Here is a 21,386-nt window from a genome sequence, read left to right as displayed (position 1 = left end):
TACTATGCACCCATAGCTCAGCTGGATAGAGTACTCGGCTACGAACCGAGCGGTCGGAAGTTCGAATCTTCCTGGGTGCACCATATTTTGCAGTATGGTGAAATAGTCAAATGAACATCAGGTAGTGTCAAAGAATTAATTGCACCCATAGCTCAGCTGGATAGAGTACTCGGCTACGAACCGAGCGGTCGGAAGTTCGAATCTTCCTGGGTGCACCATCTTCTAGGTCATACATCTTGTTGTTAAGTTTCACTTGCTGAAACGCCTCCGTAAAATTAGAAATAAAAATCGCACCCATAGCTCAGCTGGATAGAGTACTCGGCTACGAACCGAGCGGTCGGAAGTTCGAATCTTCCTGGGTGCACCATATTAAGAAACCTCGCTACGGCGGGGTTTTCTGCTTTTTAGCAGCAGATAATTCGTAGAACCGAGCGGTTGGAAGTTCGAGCCGAGCGCAGCGAGACAACGTTGCTTTAGCAACGGCCCGGAGGGCGAGGCGTAAGCCGAGTCATCTTCCTGGGTGCACCATATTAAGAAACCTCGCTACGGCGGGGTTTTCTGCTTTTTAGTTTTTGCTTCATGTTCCCTATAGCCCAGCAAAACGAAATACCTGAATTCTCTTATCTCGTAATCAACGCTTCAACTCATTGGTTTCTTCTATATCAAATAGCAACTTTATTAAGCTGAATTTATTATTTATCAAGTAAATTCATGCAATTATACAGTAAGCGACAATTTAGTTAGTTTGCGATAAAGTAGCTTTTCATTTATTCCTAGGCGCGGGGCCACGATGTACGATCGCTACGAAGGCCTGATTTTTGATATGGATGGCACCATTCTGGACACTGAGTCCACACATCGTCAGGCCTGGCGTCAGGTGCTAACGCCTTATGGTATGCATTTCGATGATCAAGCGATGGTGGCTTTGAATGGCGCACCGACTTGGCGAATTGCCCAGGCAATCATCGCTAATCATCAATCTGATTTGGATCCTCATTTATTGGCCACTGAGAAAACAGCATTAGTGAAGACGATGCTGTTGGATAATGTGAAGCCTCTACCGCTCATAGACGTGGTTAAAGCCTATCATGGGCGTATACCTATGGCTGTAGGGACAGGAAGCGAGCATGCTATGGCAGAGATGCTCTTGTGTCATCTGGGTCTGCGCGGTTATTTCGCGGCCGTTGTCGGTGCTGATGATGTCACCAAACATAAACCAGAGCCTGAGACATTTTTACGCTGTGCGCAGTTACTCGGCGTGCAGCCAGATAAATGTGTCGTCTTCGAAGATGCTGACTTTGGTGTTGAAGCGGCTAAAAGGGCCAATATGGCAATAGTTGATGTGCGCCTGTTGTGAGTAGTACGCTAGCTATTGCTTCTTTATTCGGGAGTAGCTTCCTCAGTGCGACGCTCTTACCCGGAAATTCTGAAATTCTGTTAGTCACTCTATTAACGGCAGGTAGTGCGCCGGCAATGATGCTGGTGTTATCTGCCACTGTCGGAAATACCCTTGGGGGGCTAACAAATGTTGTTATAGGACGTTTATTACCGGAGCTAAAGCCACAGCGGGGGATGAGTACAGCATTAGGCTGGCTCCAACGTTTTGGCCCAGCGGCTTTGTTATTGAGCTGGCTACCGATAGTGGGCGATTTGATGTGTGTGTTGGCAGGCTGGTTGCGAATGCCCTGGGGTCTTGTGGCTTTTTTTCTGTGTTTGGGAAAAGCATTACGTTATATCGTATTAACGGTAATTACGTTGCAAGGAATCGCCTGGTGGCAGTAAAGAATGTGACAAACTTACATAGTCACTTCGATGCAGTTTCAGTATGCTGGCGAGTTATGGTTTTCAAGAGCGGGAGGTCGATTTGATCCCGGATGTATCACACGCGCTAACTTGGCTGGAAGCGCACCCTAAAGCCCTGAAAGGGATCCGTCGCGGTATCGAGCGGGAAACATTGAGAGTGACTGCCGATGGCCAATTAGCCTCGACGGGTCATCCAGAGTCATTGGGTGCAGCCCTGACACATCAATGGATTACCACTGATTTTGCTGAGGCATTGTTGGAATTCATTACTCCAGTCGATGGTGATATTGACCATTTGCTGACTTTTTTACGTGATATCCACCGTTATACGGCACGTAAACTGGGTGATGAACGTATGTGGCCGCTCAGTATGCCTTGCTTTATTGAGGCTGAGCAGGATATTGAATTGGCTAAGTATGGTTCTTCTAATATTGGCCGTTTCAAAACACTTTACCGTGAAGGTTTAAAAAACCGTTACGGTGCGTTGATGCAAACTATCTCTGGAGTGCACTATAACTTCTCTTTGCCGCTGGAGTTTTGGCAGGCATGGGCAGGTGTCACCGATGAAAAAAGCGGTAAGGAAGAGATCTCAGCGGGCTATTTCCGACTGATTCGCAACTACTACCGTTTTGGTTGGGTTATTCCATATCTGTTTGGTGCTTCACCGGCGATTTGCTCATCGTTCCTGCAAGGGCGCGAGACGGCATTACCCTTCGAGCGTAATGATAAGGGGATGTGTTATTTGCCCTATGCCACCTCTTTACGTCTGAGTGATTTGGGTTATACCAATAAATCACAAAGCAATTTGGGTATCACGTTTAATGACCTGCACACCTATGTTGCTGGGCTGAAACGTGCGATCCAAACGCCATCAGAAGAGTACGCAGCACTGGGGCTAAAAGACGGTGACCGTCATCTGCAATTGAATACCAATGTATTGCAGATTGAAAATGAATTGTATGCCCCTATTCGGCCAAAACGGGTTACCCGGGCTGGCGAATCACCGTCAGATGCTTTGCTACGTGGCGGCATTGAATATATCGAAGTGCGCTCTCTGGACATTAACCCATTCTCACCGATTGGCGTTGATGCAGTACAGGCACGGTTCCTCGATCTATTCCTGATTTGGTGTGTATTGGCCGATGCGCCTGAAATGAGCAGTGATGAACTACTGTGTACCCGTAAGAACTGGAATCGGGTTATTTTAGAAGGGCGTAAGCCGGGGCAGACGATTGGCAGGGGATGCAACGATACCCGTGAACCGCTGGAAAAGGTCGGAAAAGATCTGTTTGCAGACCTGCGCCGTGTTGCAGAAGTGCTGGATGGCAAAGACAGTACTGAATATCAACAAGTTTGTGATGAGCTTGTGGCGTATTTTGATGATCCAAGCCTGACATTCTCCGCGCGTATTTTGCAAGCGATGAAAGAAGGTGGTATTGGTGGTATTGGCCTTGAACTCGCGGAGCGATACAAGGAGATGCTGCAAAATGAACCATTGGAATTACTGACAGAAGAGCAATTAAGCGCAGAGCGAGATGCTTCATGGCAGCGCCAGCGTGATCTGGAACTCAAAGATCAACTAAGCTTTGAAGAATATTTGCTGCTTCATGGCGGCCAATAAAAAGAAAAGGCCACATTGCTGTGGCCAAATTAACATCTCTGATAACAGGGATGATGATAACAAATGCGCGTCTTTCACATATTAAGACGCACAGGATTCGAAAAAGTTTCACGGATTGCGAAAAAAGATCAGATAAAAAATTATTTTTTTATGAGGAGGTGACTAAATGCCATTATTGGATAGCTTTACCGTAGACCATACCATTATGAAAGCACCGGCTGTGCGTGTTGCTAAGACGATGAAAACCCCTCATGGCGACGAGATAACTGTATTTGATTTGCGCTTCTGTGTGCCAAATAAAGAAGTGATGCCGGAACGCGGGATTCATACACTGGAGCATCTATTTGCCGGTTTTATGCGTAACCACCTCAATGGCAACGGTGTTGAGATTATCGATATCTCGCCAATGGGATGCCGTACCGGTTTCTATATGAGCCTGATTGGTACGCCGGATGAGCAACGTGTTGCTAATGCCTGGAAAGCGGCAATGGCGGATGTGTTGAAGGTAACCGACCAACGGAAAATTCCTGAACTGAATGAGTATCAGTGCGGTACTTATCATATGCACTCACTGGAGGAGGCTCAGGCGATTGCCAAAGGTATCCTTGATCGTGATGTACGTATCAATCACAACGAAGAACTGGCGCTGCCGAAAGAAAAACTATCTGAATTACATATTTAGTTTTCGATAGGCTAATGCAAAAAAGACGCTGATAAGGCGTCTTTTTTATGTTCGCTAGCCGTATTGGTTACGCAGTTATGCGGAGCTGCCTTGAGACACTATGGGGGCGACTCGCACCTGTTTAATCATGTTCTCTTGTACATCCAGAACATCAATTAGGTAATTGCCGATACGGACCTGAGCACCTACCTGTGGGATCTCTTGTAGCTCTTCCAGCAGCATGCCATTGATGGTACGGGCATCGATCGGAAGTGACCAGTTGAATGCTTTGTTCAGTTCGCGAACGCTGGCGCTACCATCAATGAGTACTGAACCATCGCTTTGCGGATTGACCTCTTCTGCCAGTGTTGGGGACATTGACGTGGTAAAGTCGCCAACGATCTCTTCCAAAATATCTTCAACTGTCACCAACCCTTGAATATCACCATATTCATCGACAATCATGCCGACTTTCTCTTTATTTCTCTGGAATTTCACCAGTTGCACATTCAGTGGTGTGCCTTCTGGAATAAAGTAAATTTCATCAGCTGCGCGCAGCAAATTCTCTTTATTGAACTCTTTTTTCTCCGTCATCAATCGATAGGCTTCCCGCACACGTAACATGCCGATGGCATCGTCCAATGACTGGCGATACAACACGATGCGCCCATGTGGTGAGTGGGTTAACTGGCGCATGATTGACTTCCAGTCATCATTGATGTCAATACCGACCACTTCATTGCGTGGCACCATGATGTCGCTAACGGTAACTTTTTCCAAGTCCAGTACCGATATCAACATATCTTGATTACGGCGGGATATTTGTGAGTGGGATTCATTCACAATACTGCGCAATTCATCTTTGCTGACGGCATCGCTTCTGTGAACATTCCCTCTAATGCCACACAGACGCATCAGCGCGCGCGTAATGGTATTTAACAACCATACCAGTGGCAGCATAATTTTCTGTAGGGGAACCAGTAAGAAACTGCTGGGGAAGGCGACACGTTCAGGATAAAGTGCCGCGATAGTTTTCGGCATCACCTCAGCAAAAATCAGCACCACAAAAGTCAGCACTCCGGTTGCTATTGCGACTCCGGCATTCCCGTATAAGCGGATACCAACAATAGTTGCCAAGGCGGATGCCAAAATATTAACCAGGTTGTTGCCGATTAACACCAGACTTATCAGGCGGTCGGGACGTCTTAGTAGTTTCTCAACTCGCCGTGCGGCGCGATTACCCTGTTTGGATAAATGGCGCAAACGATAGCGGTTAAGGGTCATCATACCGGTTTCGGAGGCAGAAAAATAAGCCGAGACCACGACCATAATGACCAGAATAATGATCAGCGTGCTAGTTGATACGTGATCCAACACTGTATTCCTTAATGGCGATGGTGGCTCTGTCAGTTCAACTGATCCATACGCTGATGATGGAGAGGATGATTAAGGAACTATAATTTCCTGCACCAAGCGGCTGCCAAAATAGGCCAGAGTAAGTAGAAATGCACCAGCGAAGCTGAACCAAATCACTCTACGCCCACGCCAGCCTTCATGGTAATGGCCCCATAATAGAACAATATAGACAAACCAGGCCATGATCGATAACACCGCTTTATGGACGTTTTCTTTACTAAATATGTTGTCCATATAAAGTAAACCAGTACACAGCGTCAGTGTCAGTAATACCACCCCAATTTGGGTGATATGGAACATTTTACGCTCAATACTCATTAATGGTGGCATGTCTGCATTAAATGTCAGTTTTTTATTCTTTAACTGATAATCGAGCCAAGCCAGTTGTAATGCATATAACGCTGCGATAATAAGTGTCGCGTAAGCAAAAAGCGCCAACCCAATGTGAACGAATATGGTGGGGCTGGTTTCCAGATGAGTAATAAACTCGCCCGGTAGCAAACTGGCAAGGGCCAGGTTGATCATGGCGAAGCTATAGACAATCGGCAGCAAGAACCAACCGCGCCCCCGTGAGGCGACGATAGTCATGATAGTGCAGATCATCAACCCCACGATGGAGCCAATATTCAATAAAGTGAGGTTTTGGCCCCCACCGACATCAAAAATCTGATGCTTCAGAGCAATAGCATGGCACACTAGAGCCACGACGGCAGAAACCAGCGCTAACCGCCGGTAAGCACTATTTTTCTGCACCAAGCTTGGGACAATCAGGCCCAGGCTGAGCAAATAAGCGATCAAAGCCAAAATGGAGAACACGGGCATAGCGGTATATGAGCATCGGCTAAGTGAATTAGATAGCCAGTATAGCGTTGAGCGCGTTCCTCTCCAACCGTTCTCCGACGTGAGAGCAGAGATCGTTTAAGCTTCGTGTTATAATCCCCCCATTGTGTCGCCAGAGCGGCCTGTTTCCACGTTGAGTATGAGACAATGTTTGAGAACTTAACTGATCGATTGTCGCGCACACTGCGCAATATCAGCGGCCGTGGCCGGCTGACAGAAGAAAATATTAAAGAAACGCTGCGTGAAGTGCGCATGGCGTTACTGGAAGCTGACGTAGCCCTGCCGGTGGTTCGTGACTTTATCAACCGGGTAAAAGAGCGTGCTGTCGGGCATGAGGTGAATAAAAGCCTCACACCAGGCCAAGAATTCGTCAAAATAGTTAAAAATGAACTTATCACCGCCATGGGTGAGGTCAATAACGAACTGAATCTGGCAGCTCAACCGCCAGCAGTGGTGTTAATGGCCGGTCTGCAAGGGGCGGGTAAAACCACCAGTGTGGCCAAACTGGGTAAGTTCCTTAAAGAGAAACAGAAGAAAAAAGTGCTGGTTGTGTCTGCCGACGTGTATCGCCCTGCGGCGATCAAACAGTTGGAGACGCTGGCACAGGGTGTTGATATTGATTTCTTCCCGTCTGATGTACAAGAAAAGCCGATTGATATTGTTAATCGTGCCCTGCAACAGGCAAAACTTAAGTTTTATGATGTTCTGATTGTCGATACCGCCGGTCGCTTGCACGTCGATGAAGCGATGATGGACGAGATCAAACAGATTCATGCCGCGATTAATCCGGTTGAAACCTTGTTTGTCGTCGATGCAATGACCGGTCAGGATGCTGCAAACACGGCGAAAGCATTCAACGAAGCGTTGCCGCTCACGGGTGTGGTGCTGACCAAAGTTGATGGTGATGCTCGTGGTGGTGCGGCTCTGTCTATCCGCCATATTACCGGCAAGCCGATTAAATTCTTGGGCGTGGGTGAAAAGTCCGACGCACTGGAACCATTCCACCCGGATCGCGTGGCTTCACGCATTCTGGGGATGGGCGACGTGCTGTCGCTGATTGAAGATATCGAAAGCAAAGTTGACCGTGCACAGGCGGAGAAACTAGCCACCAAGCTGAAAAAAGGTGATGGTTTCGATCTCAACGACTTCCTTGATCAGTTGAAGCAAATGCGCAATATGGGCGGTATGGCCAGCATGTTGAGTAAAATGCCGGGTGCCGGTCAGTTGCCAGAAAACGTGAAATCGCAGATGGACGATAAGGTGACGGTACGTATGGAGGCCATCATCAATTCGATGACGCTGAAAGAACGCGCTAAACCAGAGATCATCAAAGGCTCGCGTAAGCGCCGTATTGCTACTGGTTCTGGCGTGCAGGTACAGGATGTTAACCGCTTACTTAAGCAGTTTGATGAAATGCAGCGCATGATGAAGAAAATGAAGAATGGTGGCTTGGCTAAAATGATGCGTGGCATGAAGGGTATGATGCCACCGGGTTTCCCAGGCCGCTAAACGTCATACCCAAAGTGATTGGGGTTTCAGGTAGGCGGCCAGTAAACTAATCACGATGAACTTACTCAAGTAAATGATTCGGGTTAGTGCGCGCAGCCAACAACCCTGTGGTTTCAAGTACGAAGGGTATATTTCACGCAGTGGTGTTAACCGTGTGAGATGAGTAATGATTTCCCGCTGAAAACGGCGGTAAACGAAGAAAACTGTACTCATTCCAAAACTAGCGCACAGGAATCTACGCTTTAGATTGCTTTTTGCGCCAAAATGAGTAAAATTTTCGGGCTTTTTATATTGCAACTGGACCCCGTTCCCCGATGGGGTCCAGTTGTTTTATTAACTAAAGAGGATGTTATGGTAACAATTCGTTTGGCTCGTGGCGGCGCTAAAAAGCGTCCGTTCTATCAAGTAGTAGTGACCGACAGCCGTAATGCTCGTGACGGTCGTTTTATCGAACGTGTAGGCTTCTTTAACCCGATCGCAGCTGGTCAGGCTGAAGCTCTGCGTTTGGACCTGGACCGTATCGAACATTGGGTTGGCCTGGGTGCAACAGTTTCTGATCGCGTATCTGCGCTGATCAAAGACGCTAAGAAAGCAGCTTAATCTGTCGCGGTGGTGGTTATTATGAGCAAGCAACTCAATCCAGTGGTTCCCGATCAGCCGATTGTACTCGGTAAAATGGGTTCAACTTACGGCATTCGCGGTTGGCTCAGAGTATTTTCATCCACCGAAAACGCCGAAAGCATTTTTGATTACCAGCCGTGGTTTATCCAGCAGGCCGGTAAGTGGCAGCATGTCGAGTTGGAAGACTGGAAGCGCCACAGTCAAGATCTGATCATCAAAGTTAAAGGTGTTGACGATCGGGATGCCGCGAATTTACTGACTAATTGCGAAATTATCGTAGATTCCAAGCAACTACCCGCACTAGAAGAGGATGATTACTACTGGAAAGACCTTATGGGCTGTCAGGTAGTAACAACCACGGGTTACGAACTGGGTAAAATCATCGATATGATGGAAACCGGTTCTAACGATGTGATGGTAGTGAAGGCAAACCTGAAAGATGCATTCGGTATGAAGGAGCGGTTGGTCCCGTTTCTTCATGGGCAGGTTATCAAGAAAGTCGATCTCACTGCTCAACGTGTTGAGGTAGATTGGGATCCTGGTTTTTGACCTCCGAATTAAACGGCAAAAGTGAGTGGAACAAAACGATGTGGATCGGTGTTATTAGCCTGTTTCCCGAGATGTTCCGCGCAATAACCGATTACGGGGTAACTGGCCGGGCAGTAAAAAATGGCCTGCTGAGCGTGCAGTGTTGGAGTCCTCGTGACTTTACCTACGATCGGCATCGTACCGTGGATGACCGCCCATACGGCGGTGGCCCGGGAATGCTGATGATGGTGCAACCGCTAAGGGAAGCCATTCATGCAGCAAAAGCAGCGGCAGGCGAGGGAGCAAAGGTGATTTATCTGTCACCTCAAGGGCGCAAACTGGACCAACAGGGTGTTTGCGAACTGGCTACCAATCAGAAGATGATTCTGGTATGTGGTCGGTACGAAGGTGTTGATGAGCGCGTACTGAAAACCGAAATTGATGAAGAATGGTCAATTGGTGATTACGTTCTCAGCGGTGGAGAGCTGCCGGCAATGGCTCTGATAGATTCAGTATCCCGCTTTATCCCGGGAGTGCTAGGTCATCAGGCTTCAGCAGAGGAAGATTCCTTTGTTGATGGATTGCTGGATTGCCCACACTACACTCGTCCTGAGGTGTTAGAAGGGATGGAAGTTCCGCCAGTATTACTGTCGGGCAACCATGCCGAGATTCGTCGCTGGCGCTTAAAGCAGTCGCTGGGCCGTACCTGGCTTAGAAGACCTGAACTTCTAGAAAGCCTAGCTCTGACTGACGAGCAAATGGTGTTGCTGGCTGAGTTCCAACGGGAACACAAGCCCTGAAGCAACAGAACTATGAAAGGAGTGTTGTGCTGCGTGCCAACTTCCTGATATATCAGTTTACCTAGGGTAAGAGAATTATTATGAGCAATATTATCAAGCAAATCGAACAAGAGCAGATGAAGCAGGACGTACCTGCATTCCGTCCGGGTGATTCCGTGGAAGTGAAGGTATGGGTTGTTGAAGGTTCTAAAAAGCGTCTGCAGGCATTCGAGGGCGTGGTTATCGCTATTCGTAACCGCGGTCTGCATTCTGCGTTCACCGTTCGTAAAATTTCCAACGGCGAAGGTGTTGAGCGTGTATTCCAAACTCACTCCCCAGTAATCGACAGCATTACTGTGAAACGTCGTGGTGCCGTTCGTCAAGCGAAACTGTACTATCTGCGTGAGCGTACTGGTAAGTCTGCTCGTATTAAAGAGCGTCTTAACTAAGATACAGCTAGCGCTGCATCCAAAAGTTAATAGTTATGAAGGGGTTAGCCATCGGCTGACCCCTTTTTTTATTTCAATGATGACAAAAAAACGACAGAGATTTCAGCGCGATAAGTGGGGGAAGGCGAACTGAGATAATTAGCGTGGCATCACACCACGCTAAAGAGACTAATAGATGATTACAGGCCGTAAACCAGAGTTATTGATGTTGTGGTATCAGTATTTTTAGGCGCGCTGGCAGGTGGCTTAGTGTTATAAGTCACAACATAAGCCAGGCGCAGTGCGAAACTTTTATTGATGGCAACATTTAACGCAGTTTCAGAGTTCAGTGTAGTTTCTTCGTTCGCTAATGCGGAAACCCCTTCGCTAAACACCGTATTATCAGTTAGTTGATAGGTATAGTTCGCACCGCCATAAGCCAATGCTTTAGTGGCTCGACCACCACCATAAAATTCATCGTGGCGAACACCGGGACCAAATTCCACCCGTAGGTTGTGCAACGGTGTGGTCATAATCTGGCGGCCATAACCGGTAGTTAATACCGACCGGGAATCAAAACCGTTGTAGCGATCATTCAGCCAACTGGCTTGCCCGAACAGGTAGTTACTGTCAGTCAGATTATAGCGGGTACGCCCGCCTAGCTGGTAACGTTCGGAAGAGCGTTGATTGTTAGCGCTGGTATTACGTGCGGCTCCCCACAAACTATAGGCGGTGTTAGGTTGGAACCAGGTTAACGTTGAGTTAGCGGTCAACGTTGAGTTAGTGGTATTACCTGATTGTGCGGTATAGCCAGCCTCGACAGTACCATCAAAGCTCTTCTTGGCTGTAGCTGGATCATCTAAGGCAGTAAAAACAGTCCCATCAGCAAGAACTGAAGTGCTGATGAGGGATAAAGCGATTGCGCTGAGATAAAACGGCAACGCCCTGGTATGACGCAAAGAAAACATAATAGGCCCATGGTGAAAAAAATGATTTTTGTGCTGCGGCCCGCATTGTAGCAGTTGTGATCCAACTAAATCAGAAGATATTTCGGATTGAATAATTAATTATAATAAGAAGGTTTTTCCGATGAGTTAATGCTTAAAATGTAATAAAAAGAGTGTATCAACTTTTTACTGTGAGTAATAAAATAATAAAAACAGATATTTTGTTCACAGCATGAAATTCTTATGCCACAAAATTAAAGAGGCCAGTTCACAATGGACTGGCCTCTTTGCATATCATCTGTATACCGAGTAATTACATAAAGGTCGTTACCAGTAGGTAACCGGTGATACACGAGCTAATAACACCGATAAGACCTGGGATGATAAAACTATGGTTAATGATAAATTTACCAATCTTGGTGGTACCTGAACGGTCAAAACCGATGCAAGCAAGGTCGCTTGGATAAGTTGGCAGAACAAAGTAGCCATAAGCTGCAGGGAAGAAGGCAATCAACATTTTAGGATCAACACCAAGTTGCAGGCCCATTGGTGCGATGGCGGCTAATGCTGCCGCTTGGCTGTTTACCAGTTTGGAAACCAAGAACAGAACAATGGCATAAGTCCAAGGCTTACTTTTCACGACATCTTCCAATACCAGTTTCAAATCACCCATATGGGCTTGGAAGAAGGTATCACTCATCCAGGCAACACCGAATACCGAGAAGATAGCAACCATGCCAGCTTTAAATACGGCACCGTTAGAGATATCACTGGGTTTAACTTTACAGCCCATCAATATAACCGCACCAGCTATCAGCATCATCATCTGAATAACCAGGTTCATTGACAGTGACTGCAATTTGCCCTTAACTTCAAAGGCTGGTCGCAGATCAGCAAAAGCGCCCAGTAATACCACTATTGCGATAGCTGCGAAGAATATCCAGGTAGACCAGTAGGCTTGTTTCGGGAAAACCTGATTCAATAATGTATCTGTTGAACCATAGATAAAGGAGCGTTGCTCTGGATCTTTAATTCTCTCTTGAAAATCAGGGTCTTTATCCAGGTCTTTACCACGACGCAGACTCCACAAGGCTGCCATTAGTACCCCAACTAAAGAGGCTGGGACTGATACGGCCAGAATCTCCAGAATGCTGTAAGCATGGCCGATACCGTGGTTGGCACCAATAATTGATACTAATGATACGACAGCTACCGATACGGGTGAGGCGGTAATAGCCATTTGTGAAGCAACGGATGCAACAGCCATTGGTCGTTCCGGGCGAATACCTTTCTTAATGGCAATATCAGAAATAATCGGGAACATGGTATAAACAACGTGCCCGGTGCCACATAAAAAGGTTAATGACCAGGTTGTAAATGGAGCTAGTAGCGTAATATGCTGAGGGTGCCGACGTAATAAGCGCTCGGCAAATTGCATCATTACATTTAATCCACCGGCAGTTTGTAATACAGATGCACAACCAATAACAGCTAATATGGTGAGCATGACATCTACTGGTGGTTTCCCTGGTTCAAGCCCAAAGATAAAGGTTAGAATAAATAAGCCGATACCACTTATTAACCCCAGCCCCATACCTCCGTAGCGTGTCCCCAGTAGTAGACATATAATTATAATTATAAATTGTAGTGTTATCATAACGTTCCCTTGCTTCCAACATGAATGAAATTCGGTTAGGTATTTGCTGGTTTTAAGCAATGAGCATGGCTCTTACTCGACTTTCTCTATCAGAGCACAGATTGTATTGATTAAAACTTGGCTAATATCAAGGGAGTATTGTTTAGTTATGTAATTAATTAAATCTGAGATCTGCCTCTATTTTTATATCAGCCCAGACTTTTCTAATTAATTAAAGTGGCGTGAGGAGGGAATTATGGGATATATGGTCTGATTGTGAAAATAATGTATAAATATTGTATTCAATTAATGTGTTAATTTTCTAATAACACTTATTATTTCCCGTTTTAACACATTAATATTATCAATTGGATCATAACTTGAGGGCGGTTTTCCTTTTGCGTTGGCACCGCCATGCTGTTAATGATTGGCATGCATTGATAAAGCGTACAATCGGTCGGGGAATTTTCTGTGATTTTTAACTGCCACATCTCTCAACTAATACCTAATTTCTCCTTCAGTGATTTTAAGTAGCGGCGACTCACCGGGATATGCCTACCGCTACGGGTAATCACTTCGGCTGAGCCGTTATCCATCAGTTGAATTTCTCCCAGTTGTTCAGTATTCACCATATATTGACGGTGGCAGCGGATAAATGGTGTTTTTTCTTCGAGTGTTTTGAGTGACAACTGGGTATAGCCTGATTGCACTGTCCCGACGACATGCACCCCGCTAAGCTCAGAGCTTAGATATTCTACTTCTTCAATTTTCAGCAAAAAAATACGGTTATGACCGGAACAGGGGATATGCCGCAGCATGGGTTCAGTGATTTTATGTAAATTATTATTTACGGTAAGGCCGCGTCTTAAGCGTATTAGCGTTTTTGCCAGCCGTTGATAATCGAGTGGTTTTAACAGATAGTCAAAGGCGTGCTCTTCAAATGCACGGATAGCATATTCATCGTAAGCGGTAACAAACACGATGTGTGGCATGTTTTCTGGATTCAACATTGATGCCAATTCCAGGCCATTAATTCTTGGCATTTGGATGTCGAGAAACACCACGTCGGGCTGTAAGCGCTGGATTGCAGGGATTGCTTCCAGTGCATTACTGCATTCGGCGACGATCTCAATATCGTGTTCTTCACTTAGTCTTTCGCGTAAATCTTCACGCGCAGGTTGCTCATCGTCGACGATGATGACTCTTAACATACAGCCTCCACAAATTTTCCGCATTCTATCATGGCCTCCGAGGGAGGTTGGGACCATCTGCGGAAACTGCGACTTACCGCAAAAGTCGGACAGAAATAGGGCGGTAAAAGTGTGGTAATTATTTATTTACACATATGGATTGAAAACTTTACACGTCATGGTATTGTGTACCCCATCAAACGATAAATACGCTAAACGACATCCGCTAAACAGAGATAGGGTAAAGAATATGATCATGCAAAAAGATGCGCTCAATAATGTCCATATCAGTGCTGAACAAATACTGATAACCCCGGAAGAACTGAAAAACCAGTTTCCTTTGAGCGACAATGATCAGTATGCGATTGAATCCGCTCGCAAAACCATTGCTGACATTGTTCAAGGACGAGATCCACGTTTATTAGTCGTTTGTGGCCCATGTTCGATCCACGATGTGGATGCTGCTCTGGATTATGCGCGTCGTTTGAAAACACTCTCTGCGGAGTTGAGTGATAGCTTATATATCGTTATGCGTGTCTATTTTGAAAAACCAAGAACTACTGTCGGTTGGAAAGGCCTTATCAACGACCCGGCAATGGATGGCTCTTTCGATGTGGAAGCTGGCTTACATATTGCCCGTCGATTACTGCTGGATTTAGTGGGTATGGGGTTGCCGTTGGCAACTGAGGCACTGGATCCGAATAGCCCGCAATACCTGGGTGATTTGTTCAGTTGGTCAGCAATTGGTGCGCGTACCACTGAATCACAAACTCACCGTGAAATGGCATCTGGTTTATCCATGCCAGTTGGATTCAAGAATGGTACTGATGGCAGTTTGGGCACCGCAATCAATGCAATGCGTGCTGCGGCTATGCCACATCGCTTTATGGGAATTAACCAATCCGGTCAGGTTTGTTTGTTGCAAACCCAGGGCAATCCACACGGTCATGTGATTTTACGTGGTGGCAAAACCCCTAACTACAGTGCACAAGATGTCGCTCAGTGTGAAAAACAGATGCAGGATGCGGGACTCACTCCATCCTTAATGATAGATTGCAGTCATGGTAATTCGAATAAAGACTACCGTCGCCAGACTGCCGTCGCTGAATCTGTGGTTGAACAGATCAAGGCGGGTAATCGTTCTATCACCGGTGTGATGTTGGAAAGCCACATCCACGAAGGGAATCAGTCATCTGAACAACCCCGTACTGCTATGCACTACGGGGTTTCAGTGACCGATGCCTGTATTAACTGGGAAAGCACCGAAACCTTGTTACGTGGCATGCATCAAGAATTGCGTTCAGTGCTGGCGGCACGGACTGTAGAGGAAGAGTAAGTATGGTGGCTGAACTGACCGCTTTACGCGATCAAATTGATGAAGTCGATAAAGCCCTGTTGGACTTGCTGGCTAAACGCCTGCATTTAGTGGCAGAAGTAGGTGAAGTTAAAAGCCGTTATGGTTTACCTATTTATGTTCCAGATCGTGAGGCTTTGATGTTGGCCTCACGCCGACAGGAAGCTGAGGCTTTAGGTGTACCGCCGGATTTGATTGAAGACGTATTGCGTCGGATAATGCGAGAGTCTTATACCAGCGAGAATGACAAAGGTTTTAAAACCTTGTGCCCACAATTGCGGCCCGTAGTCATTATCGGTGGGCAAGGGCAGATGGGGCGTTTATTTAGCCGCATGCTGGGCTTGTCTGGTTACCAGGTGAAAACACTGGAGCAAGAGGACTGGCCACAGGCTGAGTCCATTCTGGCGGATGCTGGTATGGTGATTGTTAGTGTACCCATCCATATCACTGAAGAAGTGATTGGGCGATTGCCAAAATTACCGCCAGATTGCATTTTATTGGATCTCGCTTCGGTGAAAAACAAGCCGCTGCAAGCCATGCTGGCTGCTCATGAAGGGCCGGTTGTGGGCCTGCATCCGATGTTTGGCCCTGATGTGGGGAGTCTGGCGAAGCAAGTGGTGGTGTATTGTGATGGTCGCGACCCGCAAGCATACCAGTGGCTGTTGGAGCAGTTACAGGTATGGGGGGCAAGATTACACCGCATCAGCGCTGTCGAACATGATCAGAATATGGCATTTATTCAGGCATTACGGCATTTTGCGACCTTTGCCTATGGGCTACATCTGGCTGAGGAAAACGTGCAGCTAGAGCAATTGTTGGCACTGTCTTCACCGATTTATCGTCTGGAACTGGCGATGGTTGGGCGGTTGTTTGCGCAAGACCCACAGCTTTATGCCGATATTATTATGTCTTCGGAAGATAATCTGGCGCTAATTAAACGTTATTACAAACGCTTTGGTGAAGCGATTACTTTGCTCGAGCAGAGTGATAAACAAGCCTTTGTCCAAAGTTTTCAGAAAGTTGAGCACTGGTTTGGCGATTATGCAGAGCGTTTTCTGGTGGAGAGCCGTTCATTGCTGCGTCAGGCGAACGATAGCCGGCTATAATCATACCCGTCATTGGTTGCACTTGTTACTCGGCCCATCCTTGGGCCTTGTAAATCCTAAGCGTTGTGAATCTCTAAAGCTGCGTTAACTTGGATTGACCGGAATCACGTTCTCGCTTGGGTAGCAACCCAATATTTTCAATGAACGGGTAATAGGTGCTAAGTCTGCCAGCGCTTTTTGCATCGAATCGGACCGTAAATTAGCCTGCACATCAATATAAAACATCTCTTCCCACGGATTGCCATTAATCGGGCGGGATTCCAGTTTCGTCATGATGATACCGTGGTCTCGCAGCACTAATAGTGCTTCAACCAGTGCCCCTGATTGCTGACCCGTCGCCATAATTAAGGTGGTTTTGGCCGGTATCTGCTCTGAAACTTCAATGGACTTACGGGCAAGAACAATGAAGCGAGTGATATTTTGTTGCTGATTCGCCAGATTATGTTCCAGCACCTGCAAATTATACAGTGCACCACCGGCTTCACTACCCAGAGCGGCGGCTGTCGGCGAGTTCATTTGTGCCACTTTTTCCATCGCCGCAGCAGTGCTTTCGCAATACTCAATTTTCCAATGAGGGAAACGATTAATGAACTGGCTGCACTGCTGGAAAGGTTGTGGGTGACTGTATACGGTTTCGATTTTGCTCAGGTCAGTTTCAGTTGCAACCAGAACACAGTGGTCAATAGGGTTGGTTATTTCCCCTACGATGAACAAACTGGTGTGTTGCAGCAAATCATAAACGTCGTTAATAGAGCCGGAACTGGTGTTCTCTATCGGTAAGACGGCGTAATCCGCTTGCCCGGTTTCTACCTGAGTGAAAATATCTTGGAATTTCTGACAACCACATTCAATCAGTTGCTCAAAATGACGAGCGGCATATTGACGTGCAGCCAGATGTGAATAAGAGCCTTTTGGGCCCAGGAAAGCGATACGGGCAGAATGCAGGGCGGTTTGATTAAGCTGATGTTGTAACAGTGCCTGCTGAGTTAAGACCGAGTCTTCGATAATAAGTTGGAACAGACGAGTGACATAGAATCCGTCGAGGTCATAGGGCTTAGCGGCAGTTATCAAGGCATCCAGTAAGTCACGTTCACGCTCTTTATCGCGAATAGGACGATGATGGAGCTGCTTAGCTTTAGCGACATCCACTGCTAATTCACGCCGCTCTGCCAGCAAGGCGAGCAGTTTTAAGTCTAGTGCGCTGATGCGTTCACGTAGCACCAGTAATGGATTATCGGTCATAGGGATTTGCCTTATTTTTCTGAATGATTATACCCTAAATAATTCGAGCAGCAGGAAGGTAGCCAATGCACATGCAGCTTGAAGTATGACGAGGATATACACATAAAAAAAGCCTCCCGCTTGGGAGGCTTTGTTGTTCGTCTTCGCATTCTTTATCACACGACGAAACGCCTCCCAATCAGGGGAAGGTAAAAAAGAATGCGAAGAAAAACACTTTATTGATCATCGTTACTGGTTACCTGTTTTACTCGTAAGTGTGTTGCCACGAAAAAAAAAGTAAAGAAAGTCAGTTCTTAAAACTGATCAGACTCTAAATTAACCGCCAGCCTGAATTGCTGTCAATAAAAAACGCGCCCAAAGGCGCGTTAGATCCGAAATGAGATGGATGGCTCCGGCTATTGTTCTTGCTCGGACTCTTCTTCCTCTACATCTACTGATTCCAGATTAGCTTCTTTAACACTACTTGCTGCGCGGCGAGCTTCACCTTTGTGCTGCACTTTATTTAATTGGCGTTCTAGTTTGGTGATAAGCTCATTAATTGCAGCATACATATCATCATGTTTGGCACTGGCAACCAATGGCCCCATTGGTGTACTGATAGTTGCATCGGCAACAAATCCTTGTGGACCTTTAGACAGTACGATGTGCGGGTTTATTAACTGGGCCTGCCATTTATCCAGTTTGGTGAGACGGTCTTCAACATGCTTGCGAATTGCTGGGGTAATATCCATTTGCTTACTGGTAATGTTGACTGTCATATGACTTACCTCTCTGTCTGCTCCGTCTTGGATAACTTCAGCATACCTCTCTTTCTCACAAAATGTATGATCAAGGTCACTTTTTTTTGTCACTTTTTGCAAAGGTCATGGGAACTGTGATTCAACGTCAGGAATAGCGGCTGGGGGCTTGAATCATTGATTATAATGCCGCATTATTGATAAGTTATATTGCCTGCATTCAGTTAAAAACGGCGTTATTTTTCTGTTTTAGATAGCATATTAGCGCGATAGTCTGATGCAGTGAGTTTTCTCGGCCTACACCAGTAAAGTGAACATCTGCCGTAAGGCAAGAATTGAAAACGGCAGCCTAGGCTGCCGTTTGTTATTTTATCGAGCCAGACAATATCAGGCTGGGTTCGCTGCAATTATCTTGGCAACTTTGTCTGCCTCGGCATTGAGTTGCAGTTGTTTATAAGCATTTTCCATCAATGGCAACGCATCACGGGTTGCTTGAGTATCAGGATAATCTCTCAACATTTGTTCTACACGGTTAACTACCGCGACGTAAGCGCCTCGTTTAGTGTAATATTGCGCCACGGCCAGTTCATGCTTGGCCAGACGATTTTTCAAGAACGTCAGGCGTTTTTGCGCATCAGTTGCGTACTGGCTGTTCGGATAGTTTTGAATCAACTGGTTAAAATCGCGGAATGCGGCCTTGGCATGTTGCGGGTCGCGGTCTGAACGATCAATCCCGAAGAAACCTTGCAATGCGCTGTCATCCAGAGCCATGTCAGTCAAACCACGCATATATAATACGTAATCGATGTTAGGATGTGTTGGATTGAGGCGCATAAAGCGATCGATTGAGGCTTGCGCCAACGGCAGATCAGCAGATTTATAATACGCATAAATCAAATCAAGCTGAACTTGTTGGGAGTAAGGCCCGAAAGGATAGCGGTTATCTAACGCTTCTAGTTGCGTAATAGCTCCCTTAAAGTTACCGTCCTGCAGTTTTTGCTGAGCGGTAGCATAGAGCTCAGAAGGCGGGTTATCGGGAACCACGTCCTTGTTACTGGAGCAACCGGTCAGCACCAGGCTCAACGTGGCGGCAGCCACCAGATATTTCATACGCGTCATGACGTTTTGATTATCCTCGAAGTGTTATTCCGGGAGACTGTCCGTTAAGCTCCCGACAAAGATCTAGATACAATAGCACATTATATTAAACGGCATCGCCGTCAAAACCCAACGTTAACGAACAAGAAGCTGCATATGGCACAACAAGTACAACTCAGCGCAACGGTGGCCGAATCTCAACTCGGTCAACGGTTAGATCAGGCTTTGGCCGAATTGTTCCCTGATTATTCAAGATCTCGCATAAAAGAGTGGATTTTGGAAGACAGGGTTACAGTCGACGGTAAAACAATTAATAAGCCTAAAGAAAAAGTGTTGGGTGGTGAGCTCGTCGCCATTGACGCGCAAATTGAGGAAGATGCCCGCTGGGCGCCTCAAGACATCCCACTGGATATCGTCTATGAAGATAACGATATTTTGGTCATTAATAAACCCCGTGGTTTAGTTGTGCATCCCGGAGCCGGCAACCCAGATGGTACGGTTCTGAATGCGCTGCTCTATTATTATCCTGAAATCATGGATGTCCCGCGCGCGGGTATCGTTCATCGCCTGGATAAAGATACTACTGGTTTGATGGTAGTAGCAAAAACGGTTCCGGCACAAACGCGTTTGGTTGAAGCACTGCAAGCGCGTGAAATTACCCGTGAATATGAAGCCGTAGCCATTGGCAATATGACTGCGGGCGGTCGGGTCGATGAGCCAATTTCTCGTCATTCCACCAAGCGTACTCACATGGCTGTGCACCCAATGGGTAAACCAGCAACTACCCATTACCGGATTATGGAGCATTTCCGCGCCCATACCCGCCTGCGTTTGCGTTTAGAAACGGGCCGTACCCATCAGATCCGCGTGCATATGTCTCATATTAACCATCCACTGGTGGGTGATCAGTTTTATGGTGGCCGTCCGCGCCCACCTAGAGGCGCCTCTGATTCCTTTATTTCCATTCTGCGTGGTTTTGATCGTCAGGCATTGCATGCAACCATGCTGCGTTTGTATCACCCTATCAGTGGTATCCAAATGGAATGGCATGCAGCATTACCAGAAGATATGGTTGAGCTGATAAATGCGCTGAAGGCTGATACTGAAGAATTCAAAGACCAGATGGATTGGTAATGAGTCCCCAACTGATACTTCCAGACTGGCCGATGCCTGCCGGTGTTAAGGCATGTAGCACCACCCGTCACGGTGGTATCAGCGAATCGCCTTATGATTCATTAAACCTTGGTACCCATGTTGGTGATGTTGCAGCCAGTGTGACAGCTAATCGCCAGCGATTAGTTGAACTGGCTGGCTTGCCGCAAATGCCTGTTTGGTTGGAGCAGGTGCATGGTACTCGTGTCCTGCATCTGGATGGTAAGGCGGTAGCTGATGTACAGGCTGACGCGGCTTATAGCCGGGTTGCCGGGCAAGTTTGTGCCGTAATGACCGCAGATTGCCTACCGGTCCTGTTTTGTTCATTAGCAGGCGATGAAGTTGCGGCCGCACATGCTGGTTGGCGTGGTTTATGTGCTGGCGTCCTTGAACAGACGCTGGCGCAGTTCAACGCGGCCCCTGCTTCTATTATTGCCTGGTTAGGCCCAGCCATTGGCCCACAGCAGTTCGAAGTGGGTGAAGAGGTGAAACAGGCCTTTATCAATATCGACCCAGCATCCGCCTCTGCTTTTGTTCCCTCAGGCATTAAATATCTCGCTGACATCTATCTATTGGCTCATTTGCGGCTACAGGCTGCAGGTATTCACGCTATTTATGGCGGTAATCGCTGTACTGTGAGTGAAAAACAGCAATTTTTCTCTTATCGGCGCGATGGAATCACTGGACGTATGGCAAGTTTAGTCTGGCTGATATAACC

Annotated in this window: 21 protein-coding genes, 3 tRNA genes, 1 other RNA gene and 1 other annotated feature; of the genes, 17 read left to right on the top strand and 8 right to left on the bottom strand. The window is 46.8% G+C overall.

Features of this window, described 5'->3' with window-relative positions:
- Window positions 1–6: 6 nt before the first annotated feature.
- The 8 genes from V1953_RS16690 to luxS all read left to right on the top strand — a co-directional run bounded on the left by V1953_RS16690 (window position 7) and on the right by luxS (window position 4,106).
- Window positions 7–83 (top strand) — tRNA-Arg (locus V1953_RS16690).
- Window positions 84–141: 58 nt separating this feature from the next.
- A tRNA-Arg gene (locus tag V1953_RS16685) sits at window positions 142–218 on the top strand.
- Window positions 219–290: 72 nt separating this feature from the next.
- Window positions 291–367: transfer RNA gene (locus V1953_RS16680), tRNA-Arg, on the top strand.
- A gap of 27 nt (window positions 368–394) precedes the next feature.
- Window positions 395–528: non-coding RNA, RtT sRNA (locus V1953_RS16675), on the top strand.
- A 262-nt stretch (window positions 529–790) separates the two neighbouring features.
- Window positions 791–1,357 carry a fructose-1-phosphate/6-phosphogluconate phosphatase gene (yqaB, locus tag V1953_RS16670; RefSeq protein WP_083160244.1) on the top strand — a complete coding sequence of 189 codons (567 nt, stop codon included), beginning with the start codon at window positions 791–793 and terminating at the stop codon, window positions 1,355–1,357.
- On the top strand, window positions 1,354–1,782 hold the full coding sequence (locus tag V1953_RS16665; protein ID WP_083160242.1) for a YqaA family protein: 429 nt from the start codon (window positions 1,354–1,356) through the stop codon (window positions 1,780–1,782). The genes yqaB and V1953_RS16665 overlap by 4 nt, the downstream gene beginning before the upstream one ends.
- 43 nt (window positions 1,783–1,825) lie before the next feature.
- Window positions 1,826–3,424 carry a glutamate--cysteine ligase gene (gene gshA / locus V1953_RS16660; protein WP_193784717.1) on the top strand — a complete coding sequence of 533 codons (1,599 nt, stop codon included), beginning with the start codon at window positions 1,826–1,828 and terminating at the stop codon, window positions 3,422–3,424.
- A 166-nt stretch (window positions 3,425–3,590) separates the two neighbouring features.
- On the top strand, window positions 3,591–4,106 hold the full coding sequence (gene luxS / locus V1953_RS16655; protein ID WP_083160240.1) for an S-ribosylhomocysteine lyase: 516 nt from the start codon (window positions 3,591–3,593) through the stop codon (window positions 4,104–4,106).
- A gap of 75 nt (window positions 4,107–4,181) precedes the next feature.
- Here luxS and V1953_RS16650 read toward each other — a convergent pair whose 3' ends face one another.
- Both V1953_RS16650 and V1953_RS16645 read right to left on the bottom strand, forming a co-directional pair.
- On the bottom strand, window positions 4,182–5,459 hold the full coding sequence (locus V1953_RS16650) for an HlyC/CorC family transporter (RefSeq protein WP_193784716.1): 1,278 nt from the start codon (window positions 5,457–5,459) through the stop codon (window positions 4,182–4,184).
- Between the two features lie 72 nt (window positions 5,460–5,531).
- Window positions 5,532–6,323 (bottom strand): cytochrome C assembly family protein, encoded by a 792-nt coding sequence (locus V1953_RS16645; RefSeq protein ID WP_083160235.1) that lies wholly within the window; start codon window positions 6,321–6,323, stop codon window positions 5,532–5,534.
- Window positions 6,324–6,488: 165 nt separating this feature from the next.
- On the opposite strand from V1953_RS16645, the gene ffh reads away from it, so the two are divergent.
- The 5 genes from ffh to rplS all read left to right on the top strand — a co-directional run bounded on the left by ffh (window position 6,489) and on the right by rplS (window position 10,227).
- Window positions 6,489–7,850: a signal recognition particle protein gene (gene ffh / locus V1953_RS16640; protein WP_083160233.1), complete on the top strand. Its 1,362-nt coding sequence runs from the start codon at window positions 6,489–6,491 to the stop codon at window positions 7,848–7,850.
- Window positions 7,851–8,201: 351 nt separating this feature from the next.
- The gene (rpsP, locus tag V1953_RS16635) at window positions 8,202–8,450 is read left to right on the top strand and encodes a 30S ribosomal protein S16 (RefSeq protein ID WP_005182026.1); all 249 of its coding nucleotides are present in this window, start codon (window positions 8,202–8,204) and stop codon (window positions 8,448–8,450) included.
- A 21-nt stretch (window positions 8,451–8,471) separates the two neighbouring features.
- Window positions 8,472–9,020 carry a ribosome maturation factor RimM gene (gene rimM, locus V1953_RS16630; protein WP_032905542.1) on the top strand — a complete coding sequence of 183 codons (549 nt, stop codon included), beginning with the start codon at window positions 8,472–8,474 and terminating at the stop codon, window positions 9,018–9,020.
- A gap of 38 nt (window positions 9,021–9,058) precedes the next feature.
- On the top strand, window positions 9,059–9,799 hold the full coding sequence (gene trmD, locus V1953_RS16625) for a tRNA (guanosine(37)-N1)-methyltransferase TrmD (RefSeq protein WP_005182033.1): 741 nt from the start codon (window positions 9,059–9,061) through the stop codon (window positions 9,797–9,799).
- Window positions 9,800–9,879: 80 nt separating this feature from the next.
- A complete protein-coding gene (gene rplS, locus V1953_RS16620) occupies window positions 9,880–10,227 on the top strand; it encodes a 50S ribosomal protein L19 (RefSeq protein ID WP_005182038.1) in 348 nt (115 codons plus the stop codon).
- Between the two features lie 179 nt (window positions 10,228–10,406).
- On the opposite strand, the gene V1953_RS16615 is transcribed toward rplS, so the two are convergent.
- From V1953_RS16615 to btsR, 3 genes are all read right to left on the bottom strand, one after another.
- Window positions 10,407–11,174, bottom strand: a complete 768-nt coding sequence (locus tag V1953_RS16615; RefSeq protein WP_083160229.1) for a DUF481 domain-containing protein — start codon at window positions 11,172–11,174, stop codon at window positions 10,407–10,409.
- 292 nt (window positions 11,175–11,466) lie between these two features.
- Window positions 11,467–12,810 (bottom strand): anaerobic C4-dicarboxylate transporter, encoded by a 1,344-nt coding sequence (locus V1953_RS16610; RefSeq protein WP_372558120.1) that lies wholly within the window; start codon window positions 12,808–12,810, stop codon window positions 11,467–11,469.
- A 473-nt stretch (window positions 12,811–13,283) separates the two neighbouring features.
- Window positions 13,284–14,000: a two-component system response regulator BtsR gene (btsR, locus tag V1953_RS16605; RefSeq protein WP_083160225.1), complete on the bottom strand. Its 717-nt coding sequence runs from the start codon at window positions 13,998–14,000 to the stop codon at window positions 13,284–13,286.
- 235 nt (window positions 14,001–14,235) lie between these two features.
- Between btsR and V1953_RS16600 the strand changes: the two genes are divergently transcribed.
- Together V1953_RS16600 and tyrA are read left to right on the top strand one after the other, a co-directional pair.
- The gene (locus tag V1953_RS16600) at window positions 14,236–15,315 is read left to right on the top strand and encodes a 3-deoxy-7-phosphoheptulonate synthase (protein ID WP_083160223.1); all 1,080 of its coding nucleotides are present in this window, start codon (window positions 14,236–14,238) and stop codon (window positions 15,313–15,315) included.
- A gap of 2 nt (window positions 15,316–15,317) precedes the next feature.
- Window positions 15,318–16,439: a bifunctional chorismate mutase/prephenate dehydrogenase gene (tyrA, locus tag V1953_RS16595; protein WP_083160221.1), complete on the top strand. Its 1,122-nt coding sequence runs from the start codon at window positions 15,318–15,320 to the stop codon at window positions 16,437–16,439.
- An 84-nt stretch (window positions 16,440–16,523) separates the two neighbouring features.
- Here the strand turns inward: tyrA and pheA are convergent, their stop codons facing one another.
- The 3 genes from pheA to bamD all read right to left on the bottom strand — a co-directional run bounded on the left by pheA (window position 16,524) and on the right by bamD (window position 19,537).
- Window positions 16,524–17,681, bottom strand: coding sequence for a bifunctional chorismate mutase/prephenate dehydratase (pheA, locus tag V1953_RS16590; RefSeq protein WP_083160219.1), 1,158 nt, complete (start codon window positions 17,679–17,681; stop codon window positions 16,524–16,526).
- Between the two features lie 102 nt (window positions 17,682–17,783).
- Window positions 17,784–17,908: a sequence feature (Phe leader region), on the bottom strand.
- 168 nt (window positions 17,909–18,076) lie between these two features.
- Window positions 18,077–18,439 (bottom strand): ribosome-associated translation inhibitor RaiA, encoded by a 363-nt coding sequence (raiA, locus tag V1953_RS16585; RefSeq protein ID WP_083160217.1) that lies wholly within the window; start codon window positions 18,437–18,439, stop codon window positions 18,077–18,079.
- Window positions 18,440–18,805: 366 nt separating this feature from the next.
- Entirely contained in the window at window positions 18,806–19,537 is a 732-nt protein-coding gene (gene bamD / locus V1953_RS16580) for an outer membrane protein assembly factor BamD (RefSeq protein WP_032905545.1), read from the bottom strand.
- Window positions 19,538–19,672: 135 nt separating this feature from the next.
- Here bamD and rluD point away from each other — a divergent pair, with 135 nt between their 5' ends.
- Both rluD and yfiH read left to right on the top strand, forming a co-directional pair.
- Entirely contained in the window at window positions 19,673–20,650 is a 978-nt protein-coding gene (gene rluD / locus V1953_RS16575; protein ID WP_083160215.1) for a 23S rRNA pseudouridine(1911/1915/1917) synthase RluD, read from the top strand.
- Entirely contained in the window at window positions 20,650–21,384 is a 735-nt protein-coding gene (yfiH, locus tag V1953_RS16570; RefSeq protein ID WP_442851138.1) for a purine nucleoside phosphorylase YfiH, read from the top strand. Before rluD ends, yfiH begins: the two co-directional genes overlap by 1 nt.
- Window positions 21,385–21,386: the final 2 nt, after the last annotated feature.

Source organism: Yersinia sp. 2541 StPb PI (genome assembly GCF_052217145.1).
Taxonomy (GTDB): Bacteria; Pseudomonadota; Gammaproteobacteria; order Enterobacterales; family Enterobacteriaceae; genus Yersinia; species Yersinia enterocolitica_E.
The sequence above is the reverse complement of the archived record's forward strand: the minus strand, read 5'-3'. Positions and strand labels throughout refer to the sequence as shown.